General features: G+C 67.3%; 18 protein-coding genes. 2 read left to right on the top strand and 16 right to left on the bottom strand.

Annotated elements, in window-relative coordinates:
• Positions 1-16: 16 nt before the first annotated feature.
• Complete coding sequence (locus ACUZUJ_RS10385; protein ID WP_119006211.1) at positions 17-2,299, bottom strand: methyl-accepting chemotaxis protein; 2,283 nt, start codon at positions 2,297-2,299, stop codon at positions 17-19.
• A gap of 772 nt (positions 2,300-3,071) precedes the next feature.
• Between ACUZUJ_RS10385 and ACUZUJ_RS10390 the strand changes: the two genes are divergently transcribed.
• Both ACUZUJ_RS10390 and ACUZUJ_RS10395 read left to right on the top strand, forming a co-directional pair.
• Complete coding sequence (locus tag ACUZUJ_RS10390) at positions 3,072-3,365, top strand: transposase (RefSeq protein WP_087921478.1); 294 nt, start codon at positions 3,072-3,074, stop codon at positions 3,363-3,365.
• A complete protein-coding gene (locus ACUZUJ_RS10395; RefSeq protein WP_101764920.1) occupies positions 3,362-4,222 on the top strand; it encodes an IS3 family transposase in 861 nt (286 codons plus the stop codon). Before ACUZUJ_RS10390 ends, ACUZUJ_RS10395 begins: the two co-directional genes overlap by 4 nt.
• A 160-nt stretch (positions 4,223-4,382) precedes the next feature.
• On the opposite strand, the gene ACUZUJ_RS10400 is transcribed toward ACUZUJ_RS10395, so the two are convergent.
• The 15 genes from ACUZUJ_RS10400 to cheY all read right to left on the bottom strand — a co-directional run bounded on the left by ACUZUJ_RS10400 (position 4,383) and on the right by cheY (position 21,304).
• Positions 4,383-6,761, bottom strand: a complete 2,379-nt coding sequence (locus ACUZUJ_RS10400; RefSeq protein ID WP_101765399.1) for a methyl-accepting chemotaxis protein — start codon at positions 6,759-6,761, stop codon at positions 4,383-4,385.
• A 101-nt stretch (positions 6,762-6,862) separates the two neighbouring features.
• Positions 6,863-7,246 (bottom strand): hypothetical protein, encoded by a 384-nt coding sequence (locus tag ACUZUJ_RS10405; RefSeq protein ID WP_075674549.1) that lies wholly within the window; start codon positions 7,244-7,246, stop codon positions 6,863-6,865.
• A gap of 136 nt (positions 7,247-7,382) precedes the next feature.
• Complete coding sequence (locus ACUZUJ_RS10410; RefSeq protein ID WP_119006212.1) at positions 7,383-7,874, bottom strand: chemotaxis protein CheW; 492 nt, start codon at positions 7,872-7,874, stop codon at positions 7,383-7,385.
• Between the two features lie 218 nt (positions 7,875-8,092).
• On the bottom strand, positions 8,093-8,866 hold the full coding sequence (locus tag ACUZUJ_RS10415) for a flagellar brake protein (RefSeq protein ID WP_119006213.1): 774 nt from the start codon (positions 8,864-8,866) through the stop codon (positions 8,093-8,095).
• Between the two features lie 158 nt (positions 8,867-9,024).
• The gene (locus ACUZUJ_RS10420) at positions 9,025-11,274 is read right to left on the bottom strand and encodes a methyl-accepting chemotaxis protein (protein ID WP_510468082.1); all 2,250 of its coding nucleotides are present in this window, start codon (positions 11,272-11,274) and stop codon (positions 9,025-9,027) included.
• Positions 11,275-11,656: 382 nt separating this feature from the next.
• Positions 11,657-13,651, bottom strand: a complete 1,995-nt coding sequence (locus tag ACUZUJ_RS10425) for a chemotaxis protein CheA (RefSeq protein WP_458220833.1) — start codon at positions 13,649-13,651, stop codon at positions 11,657-11,659.
• A gap of 45 nt (positions 13,652-13,696) precedes the next feature.
• Positions 13,697-14,062: a response regulator gene (locus ACUZUJ_RS10430; RefSeq protein WP_005409521.1), complete on the bottom strand. Its 366-nt coding sequence runs from the start codon at positions 14,060-14,062 to the stop codon at positions 13,697-13,699.
• Positions 14,059-14,367, bottom strand: coding sequence for an STAS domain-containing protein (locus tag ACUZUJ_RS10435; RefSeq protein ID WP_014647026.1), 309 nt, complete (start codon positions 14,365-14,367; stop codon positions 14,059-14,061). Before ACUZUJ_RS10435 ends, ACUZUJ_RS10430 begins: the two co-directional genes overlap by 4 nt.
• Positions 14,368-14,591: 224 nt before the next feature.
• A complete protein-coding gene (locus ACUZUJ_RS10440) occupies positions 14,592-15,827 on the bottom strand; it encodes a chemotaxis protein CheW (protein WP_458220834.1) in 1,236 nt (411 codons plus the stop codon).
• Positions 15,824-16,606 carry a ParA family protein gene (locus ACUZUJ_RS10445; protein WP_014037094.1) on the bottom strand — a complete coding sequence of 261 codons (783 nt, stop codon included), beginning with the start codon at positions 16,604-16,606 and terminating at the stop codon, positions 15,824-15,826. The genes ACUZUJ_RS10440 and ACUZUJ_RS10445 overlap by 4 nt, the downstream gene beginning before the upstream one ends.
• A 4-nt stretch (positions 16,607-16,610) precedes the next feature.
• Positions 16,611-17,627 carry a flagellar motor protein MotD gene (gene motD / locus ACUZUJ_RS10450; protein WP_014037095.1) on the bottom strand — a complete coding sequence of 339 codons (1,017 nt, stop codon included), beginning with the start codon at positions 17,625-17,627 and terminating at the stop codon, positions 16,611-16,613.
• 1 nt (position 17,628) lies between these two features.
• The gene (locus ACUZUJ_RS10455; protein WP_014037096.1) at positions 17,629-18,369 is read right to left on the bottom strand and encodes a flagellar motor protein; all 741 of its coding nucleotides are present in this window, start codon (positions 18,367-18,369) and stop codon (positions 17,629-17,631) included.
• Between the two features lie 90 nt (positions 18,370-18,459).
• A complete protein-coding gene (locus ACUZUJ_RS10460) occupies positions 18,460-20,304 on the bottom strand; it encodes a chemotaxis protein CheA (protein WP_458220835.1) in 1,845 nt (614 codons plus the stop codon).
• Between the two features lie 2 nt (positions 20,305-20,306).
• Entirely contained in the window at positions 20,307-20,912 is a 606-nt protein-coding gene (locus ACUZUJ_RS10465; protein ID WP_006442968.1) for a protein phosphatase CheZ, read from the bottom strand.
• Entirely contained in the window at positions 20,912-21,304 is a 393-nt protein-coding gene (cheY, locus tag ACUZUJ_RS10470) for a chemotaxis response regulator CheY (protein WP_005413247.1), read from the bottom strand. Before cheY ends, ACUZUJ_RS10465 begins: the two co-directional genes overlap by 1 nt.
• Positions 21,305-21,357: the final 53 nt, after the last annotated feature.

Here is a 21,357-nt window from a genome sequence, read left to right on the forward strand (position 1 = left end):
CCGCCGCGGGTGGGTCTCAGAATTCCTGCCAGTCGCTGTCGCTGGCGACGAAGGTGCTGGCGTTGCTGCTACGGCGTGCCGGTATCGGTGCCGGTGCGGGCGTGCGGCTCGGCTGCGGGCGTGCCACGGCGGCGACGCGCACCGGCTCGACATGCGCGGCCACGGCCTGCATCGCGGCCGAGACCTGGTTGTCGAGGCGGAAGATCGCCACGGCGTCGGCCAGCTGGCCGGCCTGGTCTTCCATCGCGCGTGCGGCGGCGGTGGCTTCTTCCACCAGCGCGGCATTCTGCTGGGTGGTTTCGTCCATCTGCACCACGGTCTGGTTGACCTGCTCGATGCCAGCCGACTGTTCCTGCGAGGCAGCGGAAATCTCGGCCATGATGTCGGTCACGCGCTGCACCGAGGCGACGATCTCGCCCATGGTGCTGCCGGCCTGGTGGACCAGGCTGGAACCTTCGGCGACCTTGCCGACCGAGTCGTCGATCAGGCCCTTGATCTCCTTGGCGGCGGCGGCCGAGCGCTGGGCGAGAGTACGCACCTCGCTGGCGACCACGGCGAAACCGCGGCCCTGTTCACCGGCACGCGCGGCTTCCACCGCGGCGTTCAGCGCCAGAATGTTGGTCTGGAACGCGATGCCGTCGATGACCGAAATGATCTCGGCGATCTTCTTTGACGAGGCTTCGATGGCCGACATGGTGGTGACCACCTGGCCGACGACGTCGCCGCCCTGCGAGGCGACGCCATGCGCGCCGATGGCGAGCTGGTTGGCCTGGCGGGCATGCTCGGCGTTCTGGCGCACGGTGGAGGTCAGTTCCTCCATCGAGGCGGCGGTTTCTTCCAGGTTGGCAGCCTGCTGCTCGGTGCGGCGCGACAGGTCGCTGTTGCCGGAGGCGATCTCGCCGGCGGCCAGGGTGATGCTGGAAGCGCTGGCCTGGATCTGGCCGACGATCTGGGTCAGCTGCGCGACGGTGGTGTTGGCATCGTCACGCATGCGTGCGAACACGCCCTGGTAGTCGCCGTGCATGCGCGCGGTCAGGTCACCCTCGGCGATGGCCGACAGCAGCTGCGAGAGCTTGCCGAGGTTGTCATCGCTGACCGCCATCATCGCATTGAGGTTTTCCAGCATCAGGCGGAAATCGTGATCGAAACGCTGGGCGTCGCCACGGCGGCTGAAGTCACCCGCAGCGGCGGCGCTGGCCAGCTGCTTGATCTCGGCGTTGATGCGGCCGAGGTTGGCCTTGACCGTGTCGACGGTGGTGGTCATCGCGGCCTTCTCGCCCGGGTAGCGCGCGATGTCGCGGCTGAGATCGCCGACAGCATACTGCTGCACCACGTCCAGCACGTCGTGCAGGGTCTGCACGTGGCCGCCGACCAGGGCGTTGGTTTCCTGCACCATCAGCCCGTACTCGCCGGGGAAGGCGCTGGCGTCGATGCGATAGCTCAGTTCGCCACCGTCGTGGCGGCGCGCCATTTCGCGCTGGCCCGAGATGACCGCATGCAGCTGCTGCTGCATGCCGGCCATGGCCTCCAGCAGGCGGCCGGTCTCGTCATGCGGCTGCGGGCCGATGTGGCTGTCCAGCTTGCCGCCGGCGATGCCTTCGGCCACGGCGGTGGCCTGCTTCAGCGGTACGGCGATGCGGTTGCCGATGACCCAGCTCAGGGCCAGCACGATCAGTACCAGCACGCCACCGGAGACCGCCATGATGGCGGTGAACACCAGCGCCTGCTTCTGCACGTCGTCCATGTAGACACCGCTGCTGACCACCCAGTTCCAGGGCGCGAACAGGCCGGCATAGGCGACCTTCTCGACGTCGCCCTTGCTGCCCGGCTTGGCCCAGCGGTAGTTGACGAAGCCGCCGCCGGCGCGGGCCGCTTCGACCTGGTCGTAGTAGATCCGCACGCCGTCGTCGGTGCGGAAGTCCTTCATGTCCTTGCCGACCAAGTCCTTGCGGAACGGGTGCATCAGCAGGCGGTAGCCGGTGTCGTAGATGTTGAAGTAGTAGGTATCGTTCTCGGCGCGCATGACCTCCAGCGCCTGCAGCGCGGCGCTCTTGGCGGCCTCTTCGCTGAGCTCGCCGGTACCGGCCAGGCGGTGGTAGTGCTGCAGGATGCCGTAGCTCAGTTCGACCTGGGTCTTCAGCGCGGTCTTGCGGGTCTCGGTCAGGTCCAGGTACTGCATGCGGGCGGCGATCACCGACAGCGCGATCACGCCGAGCGCGATGAGCAGCGTCAGCAGGTTGAGCTTGCGCCGGACGGAGAGATTGCTGAAGTAGTGTTGCCAGCGATGCAGGAGATTCATCGAGCAGGACCAGGTCGAAGCGGGCGGGCGGCGCCGTGCCGGTCACAGCGGGACAAGCGGTGACAACCCCGTTATCGGCCGCGCGGGCGGGGGATTGAGGTGCGGTGTCCGAACGTATTCAGGTTTCCTTGCAGCGGCGGCTGCGGCGCTGCCTGCGGCAGGCTTTTGGAGCAACAGCAACGGCAACGGCAACGGCAACGGCAGGTCATGGCGATGGGTTGCTACGGGTTGGCCGGATCGGGGTGGGCAGGCAGGACACGCCGTGAACCCCCCTCCGGGGTCCGGCCCAGCCGCTGGCGGCTGTGCGTTCGGGCGCTTGCGAAGCAGTGCTTCGCAAGCAAAGCGCCCTCACCCATGGGGGCTCGATGGCGCCATCCATGGCGCCAACGGTCCTGCCTGCCCACCCCGACCCGGCCCGCCAGGGCTTCACTTCGGCGGACGGCAAGAGCGTTGGGTTTCCAAGTGGAAAGAGGGGTCAGATCCGTTTTCCTGCGGAAAACGGATCTGACCCCGGACGCGGTGCGGCTGTTGCTGTTGCTCTTGCTCTTCTTTCTTCGATCCGGGGTGGACGCGCACGGAAAGTGTCCGTGGCCGGGAGGGTGGGTTGCGCAGGGGCGTGAGCCGCATGGATGCGGCGACCGAGCTTACATGGACGTACTTGCAGCGTCCCCTGCGCAACCCACCCTCCCGGCCCAAGCGAAGGAAATCTGATCTGGCCCCCCGTCCGCGGACGCCAAGAGGCGATACTTTGATCGCACTTGGAGGTCCCCTTATGTCCCGTATCACCCGTCGTAGCTACACCGATGAGTTCAAGCACCAAGCCGTGGAGTTGGCCGAGTCGCTCGGGCCTGCCGCAGCGGCCCGTCAGCTGGAGATGTCGGTCAAGACGCTGGCAAATTGGATTGACGCGGTCCGTGCTGGCCGGTCGTTGACCTCTGAGGCCCGCAGGCCGGCCACTGACCTGGAAAGCGAGATCAGCCGCCTTCGGGCCGAGAACGCCAATCTGAAGATGGAGCGGGAAATCCTAAAAAAAGCGGCGGCGTTCTTTGCCAGAGAGTCCAAGTGAGGTACGCCTTCGTCGCCAGTCAAAGGACTCGCTACCCGACCAGGTTGCTGTGTCGGCTTTTTGGGGTTTCTGTCTCTGGATTCCATGACTACCTGCGCCGCCAGTGTGCCCAAACGTGCGATGTCGATTCGGCCCTCCGTACCGAGCTTCGGGCCATCCATGTGGCCAGCAAACGCAGTTATGGGCGGCGTCGGCTGGTCAGGGCCTTACGAGCCAGGAATCATCCAGTTGGCCACAAGCGCGTGGCACGGTTAATGGCCGAGGAGCGAATCCAGGGCAAGACCAAAGGCCGATTCCGGCCCAAATCCTCCGGCGGCTCATCTCAGCTCGCCCCCAACCTGCTGGATCGGCAATTTGCCCCCGGAACCGGACCGACGGCGTGGGTCGGAGATATCACGTATGTCCCCACCCGCCAGGGATGGCTGCATCTGGCCGTGGTCATCAGCGTCCAGACCCGGCAGGTGCTGGGCTACAGCGTTTCCAGGCGCCTGACTGAAGAACTGGTAGTGAAAGCATTCGCCAATGCCTGGGCTCTGCATCCACAACGACCTGGCCTGATCTTCCATTCCGATCGTGGCGGGCAGTACTGGGGGAACGAGTTTCGCCAGCTGCTGCAGTCCCATGACGTGGTCCAAAGCATGAGCCGGCCTGGCAATTGCTGGGACAACGCCGTGGTCGAGAGCTTCTTTGCGACGCTCAAGACAGAAGAGGCTGCCGAGCCTTACGCCAGTAAGGAACAAGCCAGCCAGTCCATCGCTGCTTACATCCACGGCTTCTACAATCCAGCCCGGCTACACTCGGCGCTGGGCTACCACTCGCCTAACAACTACGCCCGGCAGCTCCGGGCTGCCGCCTGAAACGGCTTCATGGCGTCCGTTTTCAGGGGGCCAGATCAATCCGCCGCCTTCCGCGACCACCCCGAGGGGCATCGCCGTTGGCTGGATATCCAGATACCCCGTAAACGAAAACGCCCCGGCGCAGGGCCAGGGCGTTCTCGTACGTCAGGTCAGGCAGGCATCAGAACTCCTGCCAGTCTCCGTCGGCCAGTTCGGTGGCCATCGGACGACCACCGGCGGTGCGGCGGGCCGGCGGGGCGACCGGGGCCGGTGCGGCAGGTGCAGCAGCACGCGGGGCCGGGGCAGCGGCGATGCGCGGGGCAACCACGGTCTCGGCTTCGTCCACTACGAAGATCGACACGGCCTCGCTGAGGTGACCGGCCTGCTCTTCCATTGCACGTGCTGCGGCAGTGGCTTCTTCCACCAGCGCAGCGTTCTGCTGGGTGGTTTCGTCCATCTGCACCACGGTCTGGTTGACCTGCTCGATGCCGGCCGACTGTTCCTGCGAGGCCGCGGAGATCTCGGCCATGATGTCGGTCACGCGCTGCACCGAGGCGACGATCTCGCCCATGGTGGCTCCGGCCTTGTGCACCAGCGCCGAGCCGTCGTTGACCTTGCCGACCGAGTCGTCGATCAGGCCCTTGATCTCCTTGGCGGCGGCGGCCGAGCGCTGGGCGAGAGTACGCACCTCGCTGGCGACCACGGCGAAACCGCGGCCCTGTTCACCGGCACGCGCGGCTTCCACCGCGGCGTTCAGCGCCAGAATGTTGGTCTGGAACGCGATGCCGTCGATGACCGAAATGATCTCGGCGATCTTCTTTGACGAGGCTTCGATGGCCGACATGGTGGTGACCACTTGGCCGACGACGTCGCCGCCCTGCGAGGCGACGCCATGCGCGCCGATGGCGAGCTGGTTGGCCTGGCGGGCATGCTCGGCGTTCTGGCGCACGGTGGAGGTCAGTTCCTCCATCGAGGCGGCGGTTTCTTCCAGGTTGGCAGCCTGCTGCTCGGTGCGGCGCGACAGGTCGCTGTTGCCGGAGGCGATCTCGCCGGCGGCCGAGCTGATCGCGCGGCTGGACTGCTTGATGCGGGTGACGATCTCGCTCAGCTGTGCGGCGGTGGCGTTGGCATCGTCGCGCATGCGGGCGAACACGCCCTGGTAGTCGCCGTGCATGCGCACGGTCAGGTCACCCTGCGACAGCGCGGCGAGCAGGCCGGAGATCTGTTCGATGCTGCCAGCGTTGGCGTCCAGCAGGCCGTTGATCTGCTGGGCCAGCTGCAGGAAGAAGCCTTCCTTGTCGCTGGCGTCGATGCGGCCGGACAGGTCGCCGGCGGCAGCCTGGGCGATCACGCGGGCCACTTCGGCTTCGACCTGCGCTTCCTGGGTACGGTCACGCCACTCCACCACGTAGCCGACGGTGTCGCCGCCTTCATTGCGGATGGTCGAGACCACCTGGGCGAACTGCGCATCGCCGTACTGCATCGGGCGACGGGCGACGCCGTGTGCCTTCAGGTTGCCCAGCAGGGTCTGGTCCATCTCGCCGCGGTGTTCAAGCACGGTGACCGGCTTGCCGATCAGCGACGCCTGCGCATCGAAGTCCGGCAGGTCGCGGCGCACGTCGTCCTGGTACTGGCTCAGGGTCTGCTGCAGGGCGCGGTTGCTGTAGACGATGGTGTTGCTGGTGTCGGTCAGGTACACGCCGGTCGAGCTGTAATCCAGTGCGGTACGGATGCGCAGGTTCTCGCGGGCGATGGCCTGGTCGGTTTCGGTGCGCTCGCGCAGGTCGCGCTGCATGCGCTGCATCGCCTGCATCAGTTCGCCCACTTCGTCCTGGCGGCTGACGTCGATGTGGCCATCGAGCTTGCCGCCGGCCACTTCGTTGGCCACCGAGACGGCGCCGCGCACGCTGCCGACCAGGGCGCGGGCAAACAGCCAGACCAGCACCAGGCCGAGTGCGGCGCCGCCCAGCAGGGCGATCACGGTCAGCACGGCCGAGGCGGAGTAGGTGGATTCGGCCTCTTCGCGCGAGGCGCGGGCGAGGCGGTTGTCTTCGGCGATCAGCGCTTCCAGCGCCGAGGCGGCCTTGCGGTGCTTGGTGCGGGTTTCGCCGACGAAGGTATCGATGGCGTCGTCCGGCAGGTCCAGTTCCAGCATCTCGGTGACGCTGTCATAGGAGGCCAGGGCGTCCTTCCATTCCTTGGCGAAGGTGTCGAACAGCTTCTTCTGCTGCGGGTTGTCGACCAGTGCCGGATAGCCCTTGATCGACTTGTCCATGCTCTCGCGCAGCTCGACGGCCTGCTTGCGGGCATCGGACTTGACGTCGTCGCTGGCGCGGATCAACTGCTGGTAGGCGGCATTGCGGTATTCGCCCAGCATGCCGCGCATCTCGCCGGCCATGCGGATGCTCTCCATGCGCGAACCGGCCAGCTCGGTGGTGACGTTGTTCAGCGAATGCAGGCCACGATAGGCGACGATGCCCTGCAGCAGCATCACCAGCAGGATGACGCCGAAGGTCAGCATCAGCTTCGGCATCAGTTTCAGGTTGTTGATCCACGGCATGGGCGTTGCAGGCTCCTAAGGCAGACGCGCCCGGGCATCGGGCCCGGTTGCAGCAGGAACCACGCCGGCACCAGGTCCGGCGTGGCTCGACGAACAGCGGATTACTTGATGTTGGCCAGCTTCAGTGCCGACGGCGAGCTGACTTCGATTTCCGCACGCGAAGCGTCGCGCTGGATCTTGCCGATCACGCAGACGGTCTTGCCTTCCAGGGTTTCCAGCGGGAAGGAGAACTTGCCGCGGTTCTCACCGGCGATGCGGGCCGAGAAGGTGTGGCGCGGGAAGGCGCCGCCCATGTACAGGAAGGTCGGCTGGCCTTCGGAACCTTCTGCGTAGCGGGCCTTTTCGACCTTGCCACAGACCATGCCGTCCTTGCCGACCGAACGCGGTGCCATTTCCGGCGGGATCATGTCGGCCGACTGGGCAAAAGCGGAGGCGGCGGTGGTGGCCAGGACAGCGGCCGAAACGAACGCAAGCAGGGACTTCATCGAGGGGTATCTCCGGGGATGGTAACGGTCGGGCCGGTCCTGCGCGCTCCTGCGCGACCGGCTTCTGTCCCCCTATCGGCATCGCCGGAGGGAACTGAAGGGTTTTGTGACTGGAACGTGAAGCAGTTCCGTTTGCTCAGGCGGCGACGTCTTCGGCGAGGCTGGCCTGGCCCATGTCGGCGCTGTCGAGCAGGGTCTCGATGTCCAGCAGGATCAGCATGCGATCGTCGTGGGTACCGATGCCGGAGATGAAGCGGGTATCGACGGCGGCACCGAATTCCGGGGTCGGGCGGATCTGCTCGGCCGACAGCGGGATCACGTCGGAGACGCTGTCGACGACGATGCCGACCACGCGGTCTTCCACGTTCAGCACGATCATCACGGTGAAGGCGTCGTAGCGGGCGTTGTCCAGGCGCAGCTTCAGGCGCAGGTCGATGACCGGGACGATGGTGCCGCGCAGGTTGATCACGCCCTTGATGTAGTCCGGCGCATCCGGTACGCGGGTGACGGCGTCGTAGCCACGGATTTCCTGCACCTTGAGGATGTCCACGCCGTAGTGCTCTTCACCAAGGGTGAAGCTGAGGAATTCGCCACCGGCGCTGGCGGCGGAGCTGGTCTTGTCGTTCATCGAGGGGTCCTGGTTCTGCCGGAAGTCCCGGTGTCAGGCTCGATATCGGCCCCGTTGGAGGGGACTTTAGGTGCCGGGGGAAGGCATCCACGCTTGGTGTGGATCTACCAGGGAGGGTGCGCGGATGGGGTCAGATCCCTTTTCAGGGAAAAGGGATCTGACCCCGGCATGCGTTCCGGGGTTGCCGGCCAGCGGCCGGCACTGCCGGTCGGACGGCCTTACAGCTCACCGTTGCGGCGGGCCTTGCGCTGGCGGTCGATGCGGAAGATGTAGCGCTGGATGGCGCTGTCGGCGCCGCGCGGCAGGCTTTCAAAGCGCATGCCCACGCGCTTGACCTCGATGCCATTGGGCTGGCGCTGCGGCAGCAGGTTGCAGACCACCAGTTCGATATCCAGGTCGGGGCCATCGGGCAGCGACAGCTGCGCCGGATAGCGCTTCTGCAGGCCGAACACCGCACAGTCACTTGGGACCACCACGGCCAGGCCGCCGCCGCTGATGTCCACCACCCGCATCGACAGCGCTTCGGCCCGCGCTTCGCCGGGCGGCAGCAGCAGCTGCGGCGAGTCGGTGACGGGGGTTTCCAGCCGGTACAGCTCGCGGCGCTGCAGGTGCACCAGTTCGTCCGGCAGCGGGGCGCGGAAGGCCACGTGGCCGTCGTTGTCCACACGCTGCAGTTCGTGCAGGCGGAAGCGCACCAGCACGCGTTCGAGCTGGGCAAAGCACAGCAGGTGATCGGCCTGTTCGGCGGCACGGTTGGAGGCTTCCTGCGGGCTGCCATCGAGCAGCAGGAAGTCCTCGTCTTCGTCGAGGTCGAGCAGGGCGGTCGGGAACGAGCGGTCGCGGCCGTCGATATGGGCGTTGATCAGCGAACGCTGGTCGATCAGCGAGCGCAGCAGCTGGCGCAGCTGGCGCGGGTTGCGGACCAGGAATCGTTCGTCGGCGGCATCAGCCGCGTGGACATCATGCACTGCAGTGTCGTTGCCGTCGGACATGGAATCTACGGTCAGGGGCGGGCGCCAGCACGCGTTGGCGCGAGGCTCGATGGGGATATCGGCCTCTGCCCCGGATTATGAAGTGAGAATCACATCACTTTCCATGCGTGTGGGGTCGGATCCCTCTTCTGCGGAAGAGGGATCCGACCCCGGGTACATCAGAACTCCTGCCAGTCGCCGTCCGCGGCCAGTGCCGGCTGCGCCGCCGAGCTGCGCAGCGGGCGGGCGGGAGCCGGCTTTGCCGCACGTGCGGCGGCCGCGACCTGGCGCGGTACCGGTGCTGCCAGCGGGCGTGCAGGAATGGCTGTCGTGCCCTGCGATGCGAGACGGAAGCGGGCCACGGCTTCACCCAGCTGCACCGCCTGGTCTTCCATCGCGCGTGCGGCGGCAGTGGCTTCTTCCACCAGGGCGGCGTTCTGCTGGGTGGTCTCGTCCATCTGCACCACGGTCTGGTTGACCTGCTCGATGCCCGCCGACTGTTCCTGCGAGGCCGCGGAGATCTCGGCCATGATGTCGGTCACGCGCTGCACCGAGGCGACGATCTCGCCCATGGTGCTGCCGGCCTGGTGGACCAGGCTGGAGCCCTCGGCGACCTTGCCGACGGAGTCGTCGATCAGGCCCTTGATCTCCTTGGCGGCGGCGGCCGAACGTTGGGCGAGGGTACGCACTTCGCTGGCGACCACGGCGAAACCGCGGCCCTGTTCACCGGCACGCGCGGCTTCCACCGCGGCGTTCAGCGCCAGGATGTTGGTCTGGAAGGCGATGCCATCAATGACCGAGATGATCTCGGCGATCTTCTTCGACGAGGCTTCGATGGCCGACATGGTGGTGACCACCTGGCCGACCACCTCGCCGCCCTGCGAAGCGACGCCATGCGCGCCGATGGCGAGCTGGTTGGCCTGGCGTGCGTGCTCGGCGTTCTGGCGCACGGTGGAGGTCAGTTCCTCCATCGAGGCGGCGGTTTCTTCCAGGTTGGCGGCCTGCTGCTCGGTGCGGCGCGACAGGTCGCTGTTGCCGGAGGCGATCTCGCCGGCGGCGAGGGTGATGCTGGAGGCACTGGCCTGGATCTGGCCGACGATCTGGGTCAGCTGTGCAACGGTGGTGTTGGCGTCGTCACGCATGCGAGCGAACACGCCGTTGAACTGGCCCTCCATGCGCGCAGTCAGGTCGCCGGCGGCGATCGACTGCAGCAGCTGCGAGAGCTGGCCGAGATTGCCGTCGGCCACCTGCATCATGGTGTTGAGGTGCTCGATCATCAGCTTGAAGTCGTGCTGGAAACGCTGTGCGTCGCCGCGCTGGCTGAAGTCACCGGCCGCGGCCGCTGCGGCCAGCTGCTGGATCTGCGAGTTGATCGCCAGCAGGCTGGCCTTGGCTGCATCCATCGATTCGTGCAGGATCGCACGGCTGCCGGGCAGGCGGCGGGCGTCCGGGGTGAGGTTGCCGATGGCGTACTGGTTGAGCACGTCGATGGCATCGCGGATGGCGTCCAGGTGCTCGAAGATCACCGTATTGATGCCGCCGGCCAGCTGGCCATAGACGCCCGGGAAATCCTCCGGAATGCGATGGCTGATGTCCGGGCCCGCGTGCATCTGTGCCATCAGCTGGGTCTGCTCACTGAAGCGGCGCAGCATTGCGGTCATTTCGGCGGTGGCGGCCAGCATCCTGCCGGCTTCGTCCTTGCTGGTGGCCTGGGTGCTGACGCTCAGGTCGCCACGGGCGACCGCCTGGATGGCGTGCACGGCCTTGCCCAACGGACCCGTCACGGCGCGTGAGATGACCGTGGCCAGCGCGGCGGCCACCAGCGACAGCAGCACGATGCAGCCGATGATGGCGATCATGCTGGTGCGGTGGGTGGCGTTGGCGGCGGCGATCTTGCCGTCCATCAGGCCGGCGATGTGGGTGCCGAGGGTCTTCATCGCGGCGAACAGATCCCGACGCGCCGGGCGCGATTGTTCGTCGGAGATCTGCTGCGCCAGGGCACCATCACCGGCGGCCACGGCTTCGCGCATGGCCTTGTTGGCGGCGAAGTAGCGTTCCAGCTGCACGTTCGCGGCGCGATAGAGTTCACGCTCCTTGTCCAGCGCCGGCAGCGCCGAATAGGCGGCCAGCTCGTCATGCACGGCCTTGGCGGTGTCGTCCATGCGCTTGTTGTAGTCGGCCACCTTTTCCGGTTGGTCGAGCATGCTCAGCAGGGCCAGTTCGTAGGTACGGAACTCGCCCAGCTGCGAACGCGCTTCGCCCAGGTGCTGGACCGAGGGAATATCGTTTCCGGCCATTTCGCGGAGCTGGCTGTTGGCTTCGCTCAGGCGCAGCAGGGCGAAGGCGCCGAGGACCAGGGTCATCAGCGTGGTAAGTGTGAACCCCACGGCCAGCTTGCGGGCGATGGGCAGATCTTGGAACCACTTCATGCGGGGTGCTCCAGGTGGGCAGGGTGCCGGCGGCGGTGCGCCGGCTGGGGTGGTTGCATCGCGAACGGTGGTGCCCGGTGGGGTTCGGTGACGGCCGTCATTGCGGAATAACGGCGCGTTCCGGGCGGACTTTATGGACGCAGATCACATTCGGTTGCGTAGGGATGACGGCGCGAAAGTGCCGCAGTGGCGGGGCTTTCGCTTGCGTGGCGTGGTTGCGCGCGAAACCATCGCGCTGACGAAGATCACAAAATGCGGCGCGCTGTGGATTGGGGTCAGATCCCTTTCCGCAGGAAAGGGATCTGACCCCCTTGGCAGAGCGCGCACAAACAAAAACCGCCGCCCCGAAGGGCGGCGGTCCAGTGCACGCCTGCAGCGTGGATCAGGCGGCCTGCGGCATCCGCAGCGAACGCACCAGTCCGCCGATGTCGACGATCAGCGCGACGCGGCCGTCGCCGAGGATGGTGGCACCGGACACCCCGCCGATGCGGCGGTAGTTGTTCTCGATGTTCTTCACCACTACCTGCTGCTGGCCAACCAGCTCGTCCACTTCCAGCGCGATCTTCTGGCCATCGCCTTCAACCACCACCACCAGCGATTCGCTGCCCGGTGCGCGGTTGCCGTAGCCGTAGTACTCGCTCAGCGACAGGATCGGCAGGTACTCGCCACGCACGCGCAGTACGCGGCCTTCGCCGGCCATGCTGCGGATGTCCTCGGCCTGCGGCTGCAACGCCTCAAGCACATAGGCCAGCGGCAGGATCAGGGTTTCACCGGCCACCGCCACGGTCATGCCATCGAGGATGGCCAGGGTCAGCGGCAGGCGGATCAGCGTGCGGGTACCGGCGCCGAGGCTGCTTTCGATCTGCACCTCGCCTCCCAGTGCCTGGATGTTGCGGCGGACCACGTCCATACCGACGCCACGTCCTGACAGGTCGGTGACCGCATCGGCAGTGGAGAAGCCCGGCTGGAAGATCAGGTCCCAGACCTGCGAATCGGTCGGGTTGTCCGGCACGGCCAGGCCGCGTTCGTGGGCCTTCGCCAGGATCTTGGTGCGGTCCAGGCCGCGACCGTCGTCGCTGACTTCGATGACGATGTGGCCACCCTGATGCGAGGCTGCCAGGGTGATCGTGCCGGTTTCGTCCTTGCCCGCACCGCGACGCACGTCGGGCATTTCCAGGCCGTGGTCGATCGAGTTGCGCACCAGGTGCACCAGCGGATCGGCGATCTTCTCGATCAGGCCCTTGTCCAGTTCGGTGCCTTCGCCGACGGTGCGCAGGCGCACCTGCTTGCCGAGGCGGCTGGACAGGTCGCGGACCAGGCGCGGGAAGCGGCGGAACACCGCATCGACCGGCAGCATGCGCACGCCGATCACCGCTTCCTGCAGGTCGCGGGTGTTGCGTTCAAGCTGGTCCAGGCCGGCGAACAGGCTCTCGGCGTGGACCGGGTCCAGCGCGTGCGAGACCTGCTTGAGCATGGCCTGGGTGATGACCAGCTCGCCAACCAGGTTGATCAGCGCATCGACCTTGTCGACGCTGACGCGGATGGAGGTTTCCGCTTCCTGGCTGGCACCACCGCTGGCGGCGGGCGCGGCGGGAGCCGACGGCGCCGCTGCCGCCGGAGCGGGAGCGGCCGCGGCCGCGGCCGGTGCCTGGGTCGCCAGGCTCGGCGGCGCGGCCGGACGGATGTCCAGTTCGCAGTCGTCCAGCACCCAGGCGAAGGTGTCTTCGATCTTGCTGCGCGGCACCTTGCCGACCAGGCCCAGGTCCCACGCCAGGTGAGCTTCGAGCGGATCGAGCTGGGCGAAGCCCGGCAGGCGGTCCATGCGCGCGGCGACCTGCAGCGAACCCAGGTGCTCAAGTTCGCGGATGATGCGCAGCGGGTCGTTGCCGCTCATGAACAGTGACGGCGCGGGGGTGAAGCCGATCTGCCAGGCTTCCGGCGTATCGTCCACCTTGGCTGCGGCGGCCGCCGGGGTGCTCGCTGCGGCCTGGCCGGAAAGAACCGCTTCCAGGCGCGCCTTTACCGCAGCAACCGCAGCGGGATCGGCAGCCTGGCCGTGTTCGGCTTCGCGCAGCAGGGCGCGCAGCACGTCCACCGAGGACAGCATGGCGTCGACGGCGTGGCCTTCCAGTGCCCGCTTGCCGGCGCGCAGCTCATCGAGCAGCGTCTCCAGCACGTGGGTCAGGCCGGCGATCGCGTCGAAGCCGAAGGTGCCGGCGCCGCCCTTGATCGAGTGGGCAGCGCGGAACACCGAATTGATGATCTCCGCGTCCTGCTGCCCCGATTCCAGGGCCAGCAGGCCAGCCTCCATCGCGTCGAGGCCTTCGCGGCTCTCCTCGAAGAAGGTGGCGTGGAAGCGTTGCAGGTCCATGCTCATGGCAGTGGTGGTCCGGAAGCGAAGAGGGGGAGCGGTGCCGGGCGATCAGCCCAGCACTTTCTGCACGGTGGCGACCAGCTGTTCGGGATTGAACGGCTTGACCAGCCAGCCGGTGGCACCGGCGGCCTTGCCTTCGGACTTCTTGTCGGCGGCCGATTCGGTGGTCAGCATCAGCAGCGGGGTGAACTTGTAGTCCGGCAGCTGGCGCAGCTCGCGGATCAGCGCGATGCCATCCATGTTCGGCATGTTGACGTCGGTGACCACCGCATTGAAGCGTTGGCCCTTGGCACGACCGAGCGCGACCGCGCCGTCTTCAGCTTCTTCGACGGCAAAACCGGCCGAGGTGAGGGCGAAGGACACCATCTGGCGCATCGACGCCGAATCGTCCACCACCAAGATACGTGCGCTCATGCAGCGTTCTCCACAGATTTCAGGTTGTCATGGGTTACGTCCAGGCCCAGGGCCTGGGTGACGCCCAGCAGGCGCGCGGCGTCACGGAAGGTTGCGGTGCAACCGTGGAAGCCGGTGCCCAGGCCTGCCTCGCGGCGGGCCTGCACGAACGCACACAGCACCTGCACGGCGGCCGTGTGGATGCGGGCGACCTGGCTGGCATCCAGGGTCAGCTCGCCTGCCTGCTCCACCAGTGGGGCGAGGCGGTTCTTGAGCTCGGTAGTGCTCTCGATGCCGAGATCCCCACCCAGTTCGACAGTGCTCATCGTTGCTCCGGACAAACGGTTCCGTGATCCATAACGGCACCCCGGTGGGGTTCTTTAGGGGAATCGACGCGGTGCGTCGATGCGGTGCTTTTCGGGTCGCCCTTGAAGAGGGGACGGAGGGGATTAAGTCGCAAACGGCTCGCCGCTCTGCGACTGCCAGTAGCAACGGCGACCGCGCAAACCGCCGAGCCAGTTGCGACTTAATCCCCTTTTTTCGTTGCGGCTCAGCTCAGCAGCCGGGTGGCGTCGAGCAGGATCATCGGGCGCTGGCTGACCCGGGCCACGCCTCGGAACAGGTCGTTGGAGATCTGGCAGATGCGTGCGGTATCCGGCGGCTCGATCTGCGAATCGGTGAGGTTGGCGACATCCTCCACTGCCGATACGCGCAGGCCGATGGTCTCGCCATCTTCTTCCAGCACCACGATGCGGGTCTGGGCGTCGTCCTCGGCGGCGGCCGCGCCCAGGTGCAGGCCCAGGTCCATCACCGGGACCACCTGGCCGCGCAGGTTCATGATGCCCAGCATGGCTGCAGCGGTGCCGCGCAGCGGCAGCAGCGGCACCGGCAGCACGACCTCCTGGACCTTCAGCAGTTCCAGGGCATAGGCCTGGGTGCCGCAGCGCAGGCGCAGCCAGCGCGAGGTACGTTCGCCGGCACGACGGTTCTGCGGATGCGGGCTGCGGGCCGGTTGGTGGGCCTGCGCCTGCAGCTCCTGCCAGGTGCCGGGGCGGTTGCCTGCGGGTGCATCGATGGCGACGCGCGGCGGCGGTGTGGCGGCAGCGCGTGCGGCCGGTGGTGCCACTGGCGCTGCGACCACGGCGGGTGGTGGCGTGGGCACGTCTTCGCCACCGGCGGCCGCCTCGAAGGCGGCCTGCAGGCCGGGGCTGTCGGTGTGGGCGAGACGATGGCTGTCCGCCGGGTCGGTCTCGTAGATCACTTCGTCCGGAAGATCGTCCCAGGTGGGTTCCGGGCCGCTTTTCGCAGCGGTCGCAGCGGGTGCCGGCGCGGTTCCGTGGATGACTTCGTCGGGCAGGTCATCCCAGGTCGGCTCGCGTTCGGCGGCCGCGATGCTGGCCGGTGCGGCGGCGGCCTCGAAGGCCGCCTCCAGTGCAGTCTCATCCGCGGCCGGGGCCGCGACGACGGCATCCGTTTCGTAGATCACTTCGGTCGGCAGATCGTCCCAGGTAGGTTCGCGTTCTGCATCGATCACGCTGACGGGCGCGGAGGCGGCATCGAAAGCGGCTTCCAGTGCGGCGTTGTCCACGGCAGGGGCAGCGGCAACGGTCTCGGTTTCGTAGATCACTTCGGCCGGCAGGTCATCCCAGGTCGGCTCGCGTTCGGCGACCGCTTCGATCGCCGGACCTGGCCCGGCGCTGGCGGGCGACAGCACGGCAGGCGGCGCGACAATTGCGTCGCCCAGCAGTTCGTCCAGGTAGTCGTCGAGGATGCCGGTGCTGTTCATGCGGCCTGCTCCAGGGCGCGGGCGTCCTCGCCGAGGATCCAGTTCAAGGCGCGGCGGTAGGCGGCCAGGCCACGGCCGGGGTAGTCCTCGCCGACGCTCGGCAGGGTCAGGCCTGCCGCGTTGCTGATGCGGGTGTCGATCGGAATCGCGTCTTCCCACACGCGGCTGCCATGACGGTCCTGCATGGTGCGCAGCGACTCGTTGCCGGCGCGGGTGCGGCGGTCGAACAGGGTGGGCAGGATCGAGATCGGCAGCGGGCGGCGGCGCGAACGTTCGACCATCTCGCCGGTGCGGACCATGCCATCCAGACCGTGCAGGGCCAGCGGCTCGGCCTGGGTCGGGATGATCAGGCGATCGGCTGCGGCCAGCGCGTTGATCATCAGCAGGCCGAGGGTCGGTGCGCAATCCAGCAGGATGTAGTCGTGCTGGCCCTGGTGGCGCGCCAGGGCGTTCTGCAGGGCCAGGCCGAGACCGGGCTGGTTGGCGCTGCGGCGTTCCAGTGTCGCCAGCGCCGACTGCGCGCAGACGTAGTCCAGGCCATGGATGTTGCTGGCATGGCACAGGCTGGCAAGGTCGGCGGGCGGTGCGCCGAATAGTTCCAGCACGCCGGCCGGCGGCGGATCCACCGGCACGCCGAAGGCGCGGCTGAGCGAGGCATGCGGATCGAGGTCGATCAGCAGCACGCGATGGCCGAGCGCGGCCAGGCCACGGCCGAGGGCGAGGGTGGTGGTGGTCTTGCCGACTCCGCCCTTCTGGTTGGCGACTGCCCAGATGCGCATCGGATTACTCCTTCATTGCCGGGGGGACGGCGGCGCCGACGCGGCTGCCAGCCGGCACCGGCGGCAACGTCACCGGTGCGATGGGGGAGGTGGGGGCGCTGGCCGGCGTTGCTGCGGCCTGTTCGGTGGCGGTGCTGTCGGTGGCGCCGGTGGCCGCGTTCAGGCGTTGGCCCAGCGGATCCACCGAGTGCGAGGTGTCGGCCAGGATGATGACCATGACCCGGCGGTTGCGGTTGCGGCCCTGCGCGCTGTCATTCTCTTCGCGGGGGCGGAACTGGCCGTAGCCGACCATCGCCAGCCGCGACGGCTGCACGCCCTGGTCGGCGAACAGGTGCACCACGCTGGCGGCGCGTCCGGCCGACAGCTCCCAGTTGGACGGGAAGGTGGCAGTGGCGATCGGCACGTTGTCGGTGTGGCCTTCCACGCGCACGCTGTTGGGTACGTCGCGCAGCACCTCGGCCAGGCTGGCCAGGGTCTGCCGCGCGTGCACGTCCAGCGCGGCCGAGCCGGTCGGGAACAGGATGTCGCTGTTGATCTCGACTTCGATCCACAGTTCCGTGCGGCGCACGCTGATCATGCCGCGGTCGATCAGCGGCGCCAGCGCGGCGGTCAGGCGGTCGGCGATGGTGTTGAGCTGGCGCTCGGCGCGCGCGATCTGTTCCTGGTTGTGCACCGAAACCGGCATGCGCATCTGCGAGGCCATCGACGGCAGCAGCGTCGGGTCGTGCGAGGGCGCCGGTGCGGACGGGCCGACCTTGGTGCCGGACTTGATCACCGACGGGCTGTCCCAGCCGCCGCCCTGCACCTGCTTGTTGCCGACCTGCACCGGATTGATCGTGCGCGGCGCGCCACCGAAGGCATCGGTGAGCGCGTCGGCCATGATCCGGTACTTGCCCTCGTTGACCGAGGAAATCGCGTACATGACCACGAAGAAGGCGAGCAGCAGCGTCATCAGGTCGGCATAGGGGATCGCCCATGCTTCGTGGTTGGCGTGCTCTTCGTGGTGCTTGCGGCGGGCCATGTCAGTGCAGGAAGCCGGAGAGGTTGGTTTCGATGTTGCGCGGGTTCTCGCCCTGGGCGATCGAGATCAGGCCTTCGATGACCATCTCGCGGTCGCGCGTGTTGTGCGAGATCACACTCTTGAGCTTGGCCGAGATCGGCAGGAACAGCAGGTTGGCCGAGGCGATGCCGTAGATCGTTGCGGTGAACGCGGCGGCGATGCCGTGGCCGAGCTTGCTGGGGTCGGCCAGGTTCTTCATCACCGCGATCAGGCCGAGCACGGCACCGATGATGCCGAGCGTCGGTGCGTAGATGCCCATCGCTTCGAACACTTTGGCGCCGGCCTGGTCCTGGTGTTCCTGGCTGCCCAGTTCGATTTCCAGCATGTGCCGCATCGATTCGGGCTCGACGCCGTCCACCAGCAGCTGCAGGCCCTTGCGCAGGAACGGGTCCTGCTGCGCTTCCACCTGCGATTCCAGGCCCAGCAGGCCCTGGCGGCGGGCGATGTTGCTCCACTCGACGATCTGCTGGATCAGCTCGCGGCGATCGCTGTGCGGCGGGCGCACGACCCAGCGCACGATCTTGAACGCATGCTTGAACACCGCCGGCGAGGTATGCAGCAGGATCGCGGCCACGGTGCCGACGATGACGATCACGAACGCCGCAGGCGACCACAACGACGCCAGGCCGGCGCCCTTGAGGATGCTGCCACCGACCAGCGAGGCCAGGGCGAGAAAGAGTCCAATGAGGCTGAGTCTATCCATGGATCCGGTATCGGCTTGTATGAATGGGACTTGAGACACCGGTACGGGCTACTGGTGCGACTTCACAGTTTTACGGGTTCAGCAAGCGGGTCAGTCGTGCGGGCTGCGCAGGCCGTCCACGTCCAGGATCAGCGCCATGCGACCATCGCCGATCAAGGTTGCACCGGCGTAACCGCGCAGGCCGCGCAGGGCTTTCGGTAGTGGCTTGATGACCACTTCCTCGCGCCCGCGCACCTGGTCCACGACCAGGCCGAAGCGCGCTTCGCCGGCCTGCAGCACCACGATGGTCAGCAGGGTCGACGCGGCGGGCGTCACATCCAGCCACTGGCGCAGATCGACCAGTGGCAGCGTGTGCGAACGGCGGTCGAGCACGGCGCGGCCATCGAACCAGCCCAGCGAGGTGCGCGGTGCGTGCAGCACTTCCATCACGCGCGCCAGCGGCAGCGCATAGACGTCCTCGCCGGCCTGCACCAGCAGGGTCGGCAGGATCGCCAGGGTGAGCGGCACGCGGATCAGGAAGCGGCTGCCGCGGCCCAGCTCCGACTGGATCTGGATCTGGCCGCTCAGTTCGCGGATGCGCGACTGCACCACGTCCATGCCAACGCCGCGGCCGGAAATATCCGTGACCTGCTGCTTGGTCGAGAAGCCGGGCAGGAACACCAGGTGCAGGCACTCCTCGCTGCTCAGGCGGGCGGCGGCCTCCGGATCGATCAGGCCCTTCTCGCGTGCCTTCGCGCGCAGCTTTTCCGGGTCGATGCCGGCGCCATCGTCCTGCACCTCGATGCTGACGTAGTCACCTTCCTGTTGCGCCGACAACCGCACATGGCCCATCCGCGGCTTGCCCTGTGCTTCGCGCAGGTCGGGCATTTCCACGCCATGGTCGATGGCGTTGCGGACCAGGTGCACCAGCGGGTCGGCCAGCGCTTCGACCAGGTTGCGGTCGAGCTCGGTCTCGGCACCGATCAGCTCCAGGTCCACTTCCTTCTTCAGTGAGCGGGCGACGTCGCGGGCGACCTTGGGGAAGCGCGAGAACACCTTGCCCACCGGCTGCATGCGGGTACGCATCACCGCCGACTGCAGGCGCGCGGTGGCGATGTCCAGGGTGGACACGGCGCGGTCCAGTTCTTCGTCGCGCAGGCGCGCGCGCAGGGTCTTGAGCCGGTTGCGCGACAGCACCAGTTCGCCGATCAGATTGACGATCGCGTCCAGGCGCTTGGTGTCCACGCGCACGGTATGTTCGGCTTCGGCCAGCGGCTTGGCGGCCGGCTTGGCCGCCGGTGCCGGTGCGGCCGCCGGGCGCGGGGCGGCGATCGGTGCCGGTGCCGCCGTAGCCGCAGGCTTGGCGCCGGGTGCGGCGCCGCCATGCAGCTGGTCGAGCAGAGCTTCGAACTCGTCCTCGCTGATCAGCCCGTCGTCGGCCTTCTTTGCCGGCGCCACCGCGGTCGGTGCGTTGCCGCCGTGCAGCTGGTCGAGCAGGGCCTCGAACTCGTCGTCGGTGATCAGGTCGCTGCCACCCGCAGCGGGAGCTGCTGCGGCGGCGGGTGCAGCCACGGCACCGCCATGCACGTCGAACTGGGCGATCAGGTCCGGCGGTGCATAGCCCGGCTCGGTGCCGGAAGACACGGCATCCAGCATCGACTGCAGGTAGTCCAGCGATTGCTGGGCGGCATCGAAGTGATGGGCCTGCAGCACGGCCTGGCCGGCACGTGCAGCGCCCAGTGCTTCTTCAGCGGCGTGGCACAGCTCGACCATGGCGGTGACACCGAGGAAGCCGGCGCCGCCCTTGAGCGTGTGGTAGCCCCGGAACACCGCGTTGAGCTGTTCGGTGTCCTGCGGTGCCTGTTCCAGCGACACCAGCTGTTCGCCGAGGCGATCCAGGATTTCCTGTGCCTCGATGATGAAATCGGCAGTGATGTCGTCGGATACCGCGCTCATGCTTACAGCCCCAGATCCGACAACAGGTCGTCGGCGTCGTTCTGCGAGACCGCGTGGCGGTCCAGTCCTTTCAGTGCCGGCCCGGCCAGTTCCGGGTCGGTGCGATGCTGTTCCGGCGGCAGGCCGAGTGCGCCGAAGCCTTCGTGCACGCGGCGGACGATGCCGACCACGCGACGGATGATCTGCCCGGTCAGGTCCTGGTAGCTCTGGGTCAGGGCGATCTCGGTGAGGTTGTGGCGGATGCGCTCGAGCTGCGCGTCCTGGCCCGGCTGCAGGCCTTCGGCGCGCAGCTGTTCGGTCAGGCTGCGGCATTCCTCGGCCAGGTCCAGGGTGCGGTGGGTGGCCTGTTCGGTCATCGCCACCACGTGGTCCAGGCGTGCGCAGGCATCGTCCAGTTCGCCGGCTTCGCTGGGCACGGTCGGCAGTTCACCCAGGGCCTGCCCCAGCTCGCGGGCGAGCCGCGAAAGGCCGCTCATCATCGGCTGCGTGCGCAGCGCGACCAGTCCGTCGATGCGTTGCCGCCACGCGGCTTCGTCACCGGACTCCAGTGCGTCCAGGGCTTCCTGCAGGCGCAGGGCGAGGGCGTTCTTGTCGACCGTGGTATCCATCAGGCGCTGGCCGCCAGGCGTTCGAAGATCTTGCCGAGCTTTTCTTCAAGCGTCTGCGCGGTGAACGGCTTGATGATGTAACCATTCACGCCGTTCTGGGCCGCTTCAATGATCTGCTCGCGCTTGGCTTCGGCGGTGACCATCAGTACCGGCAGGGTCTTCAGCTTGGCATCGGCACGGATCGCCTTGAGCAGTTCGATGCCGGTCATCACCGGCATGTTCCAGTCGGTGACGACGAAATCGAACGGCTGGCTCTGCAGCAGCGACAGCGCGGCATGCCCGTCCTCGGCTTCGGCGGTGTTGGTGAAGCCCAGATCGCCCAGCAGGTTCTTGACGATTCGACGCATGGTCGAGAAGTCGTCGACGATCAGGATGCGCATGTTCTTGTTCAAAGCAGAGTTCCTTTGTTGTTCATTCCGGGCGGCCGGGGGCAGCCGCCTCGGGG

It is taken from the genome of Stenotrophomonas sp. S4, assembly GCF_054187805.2.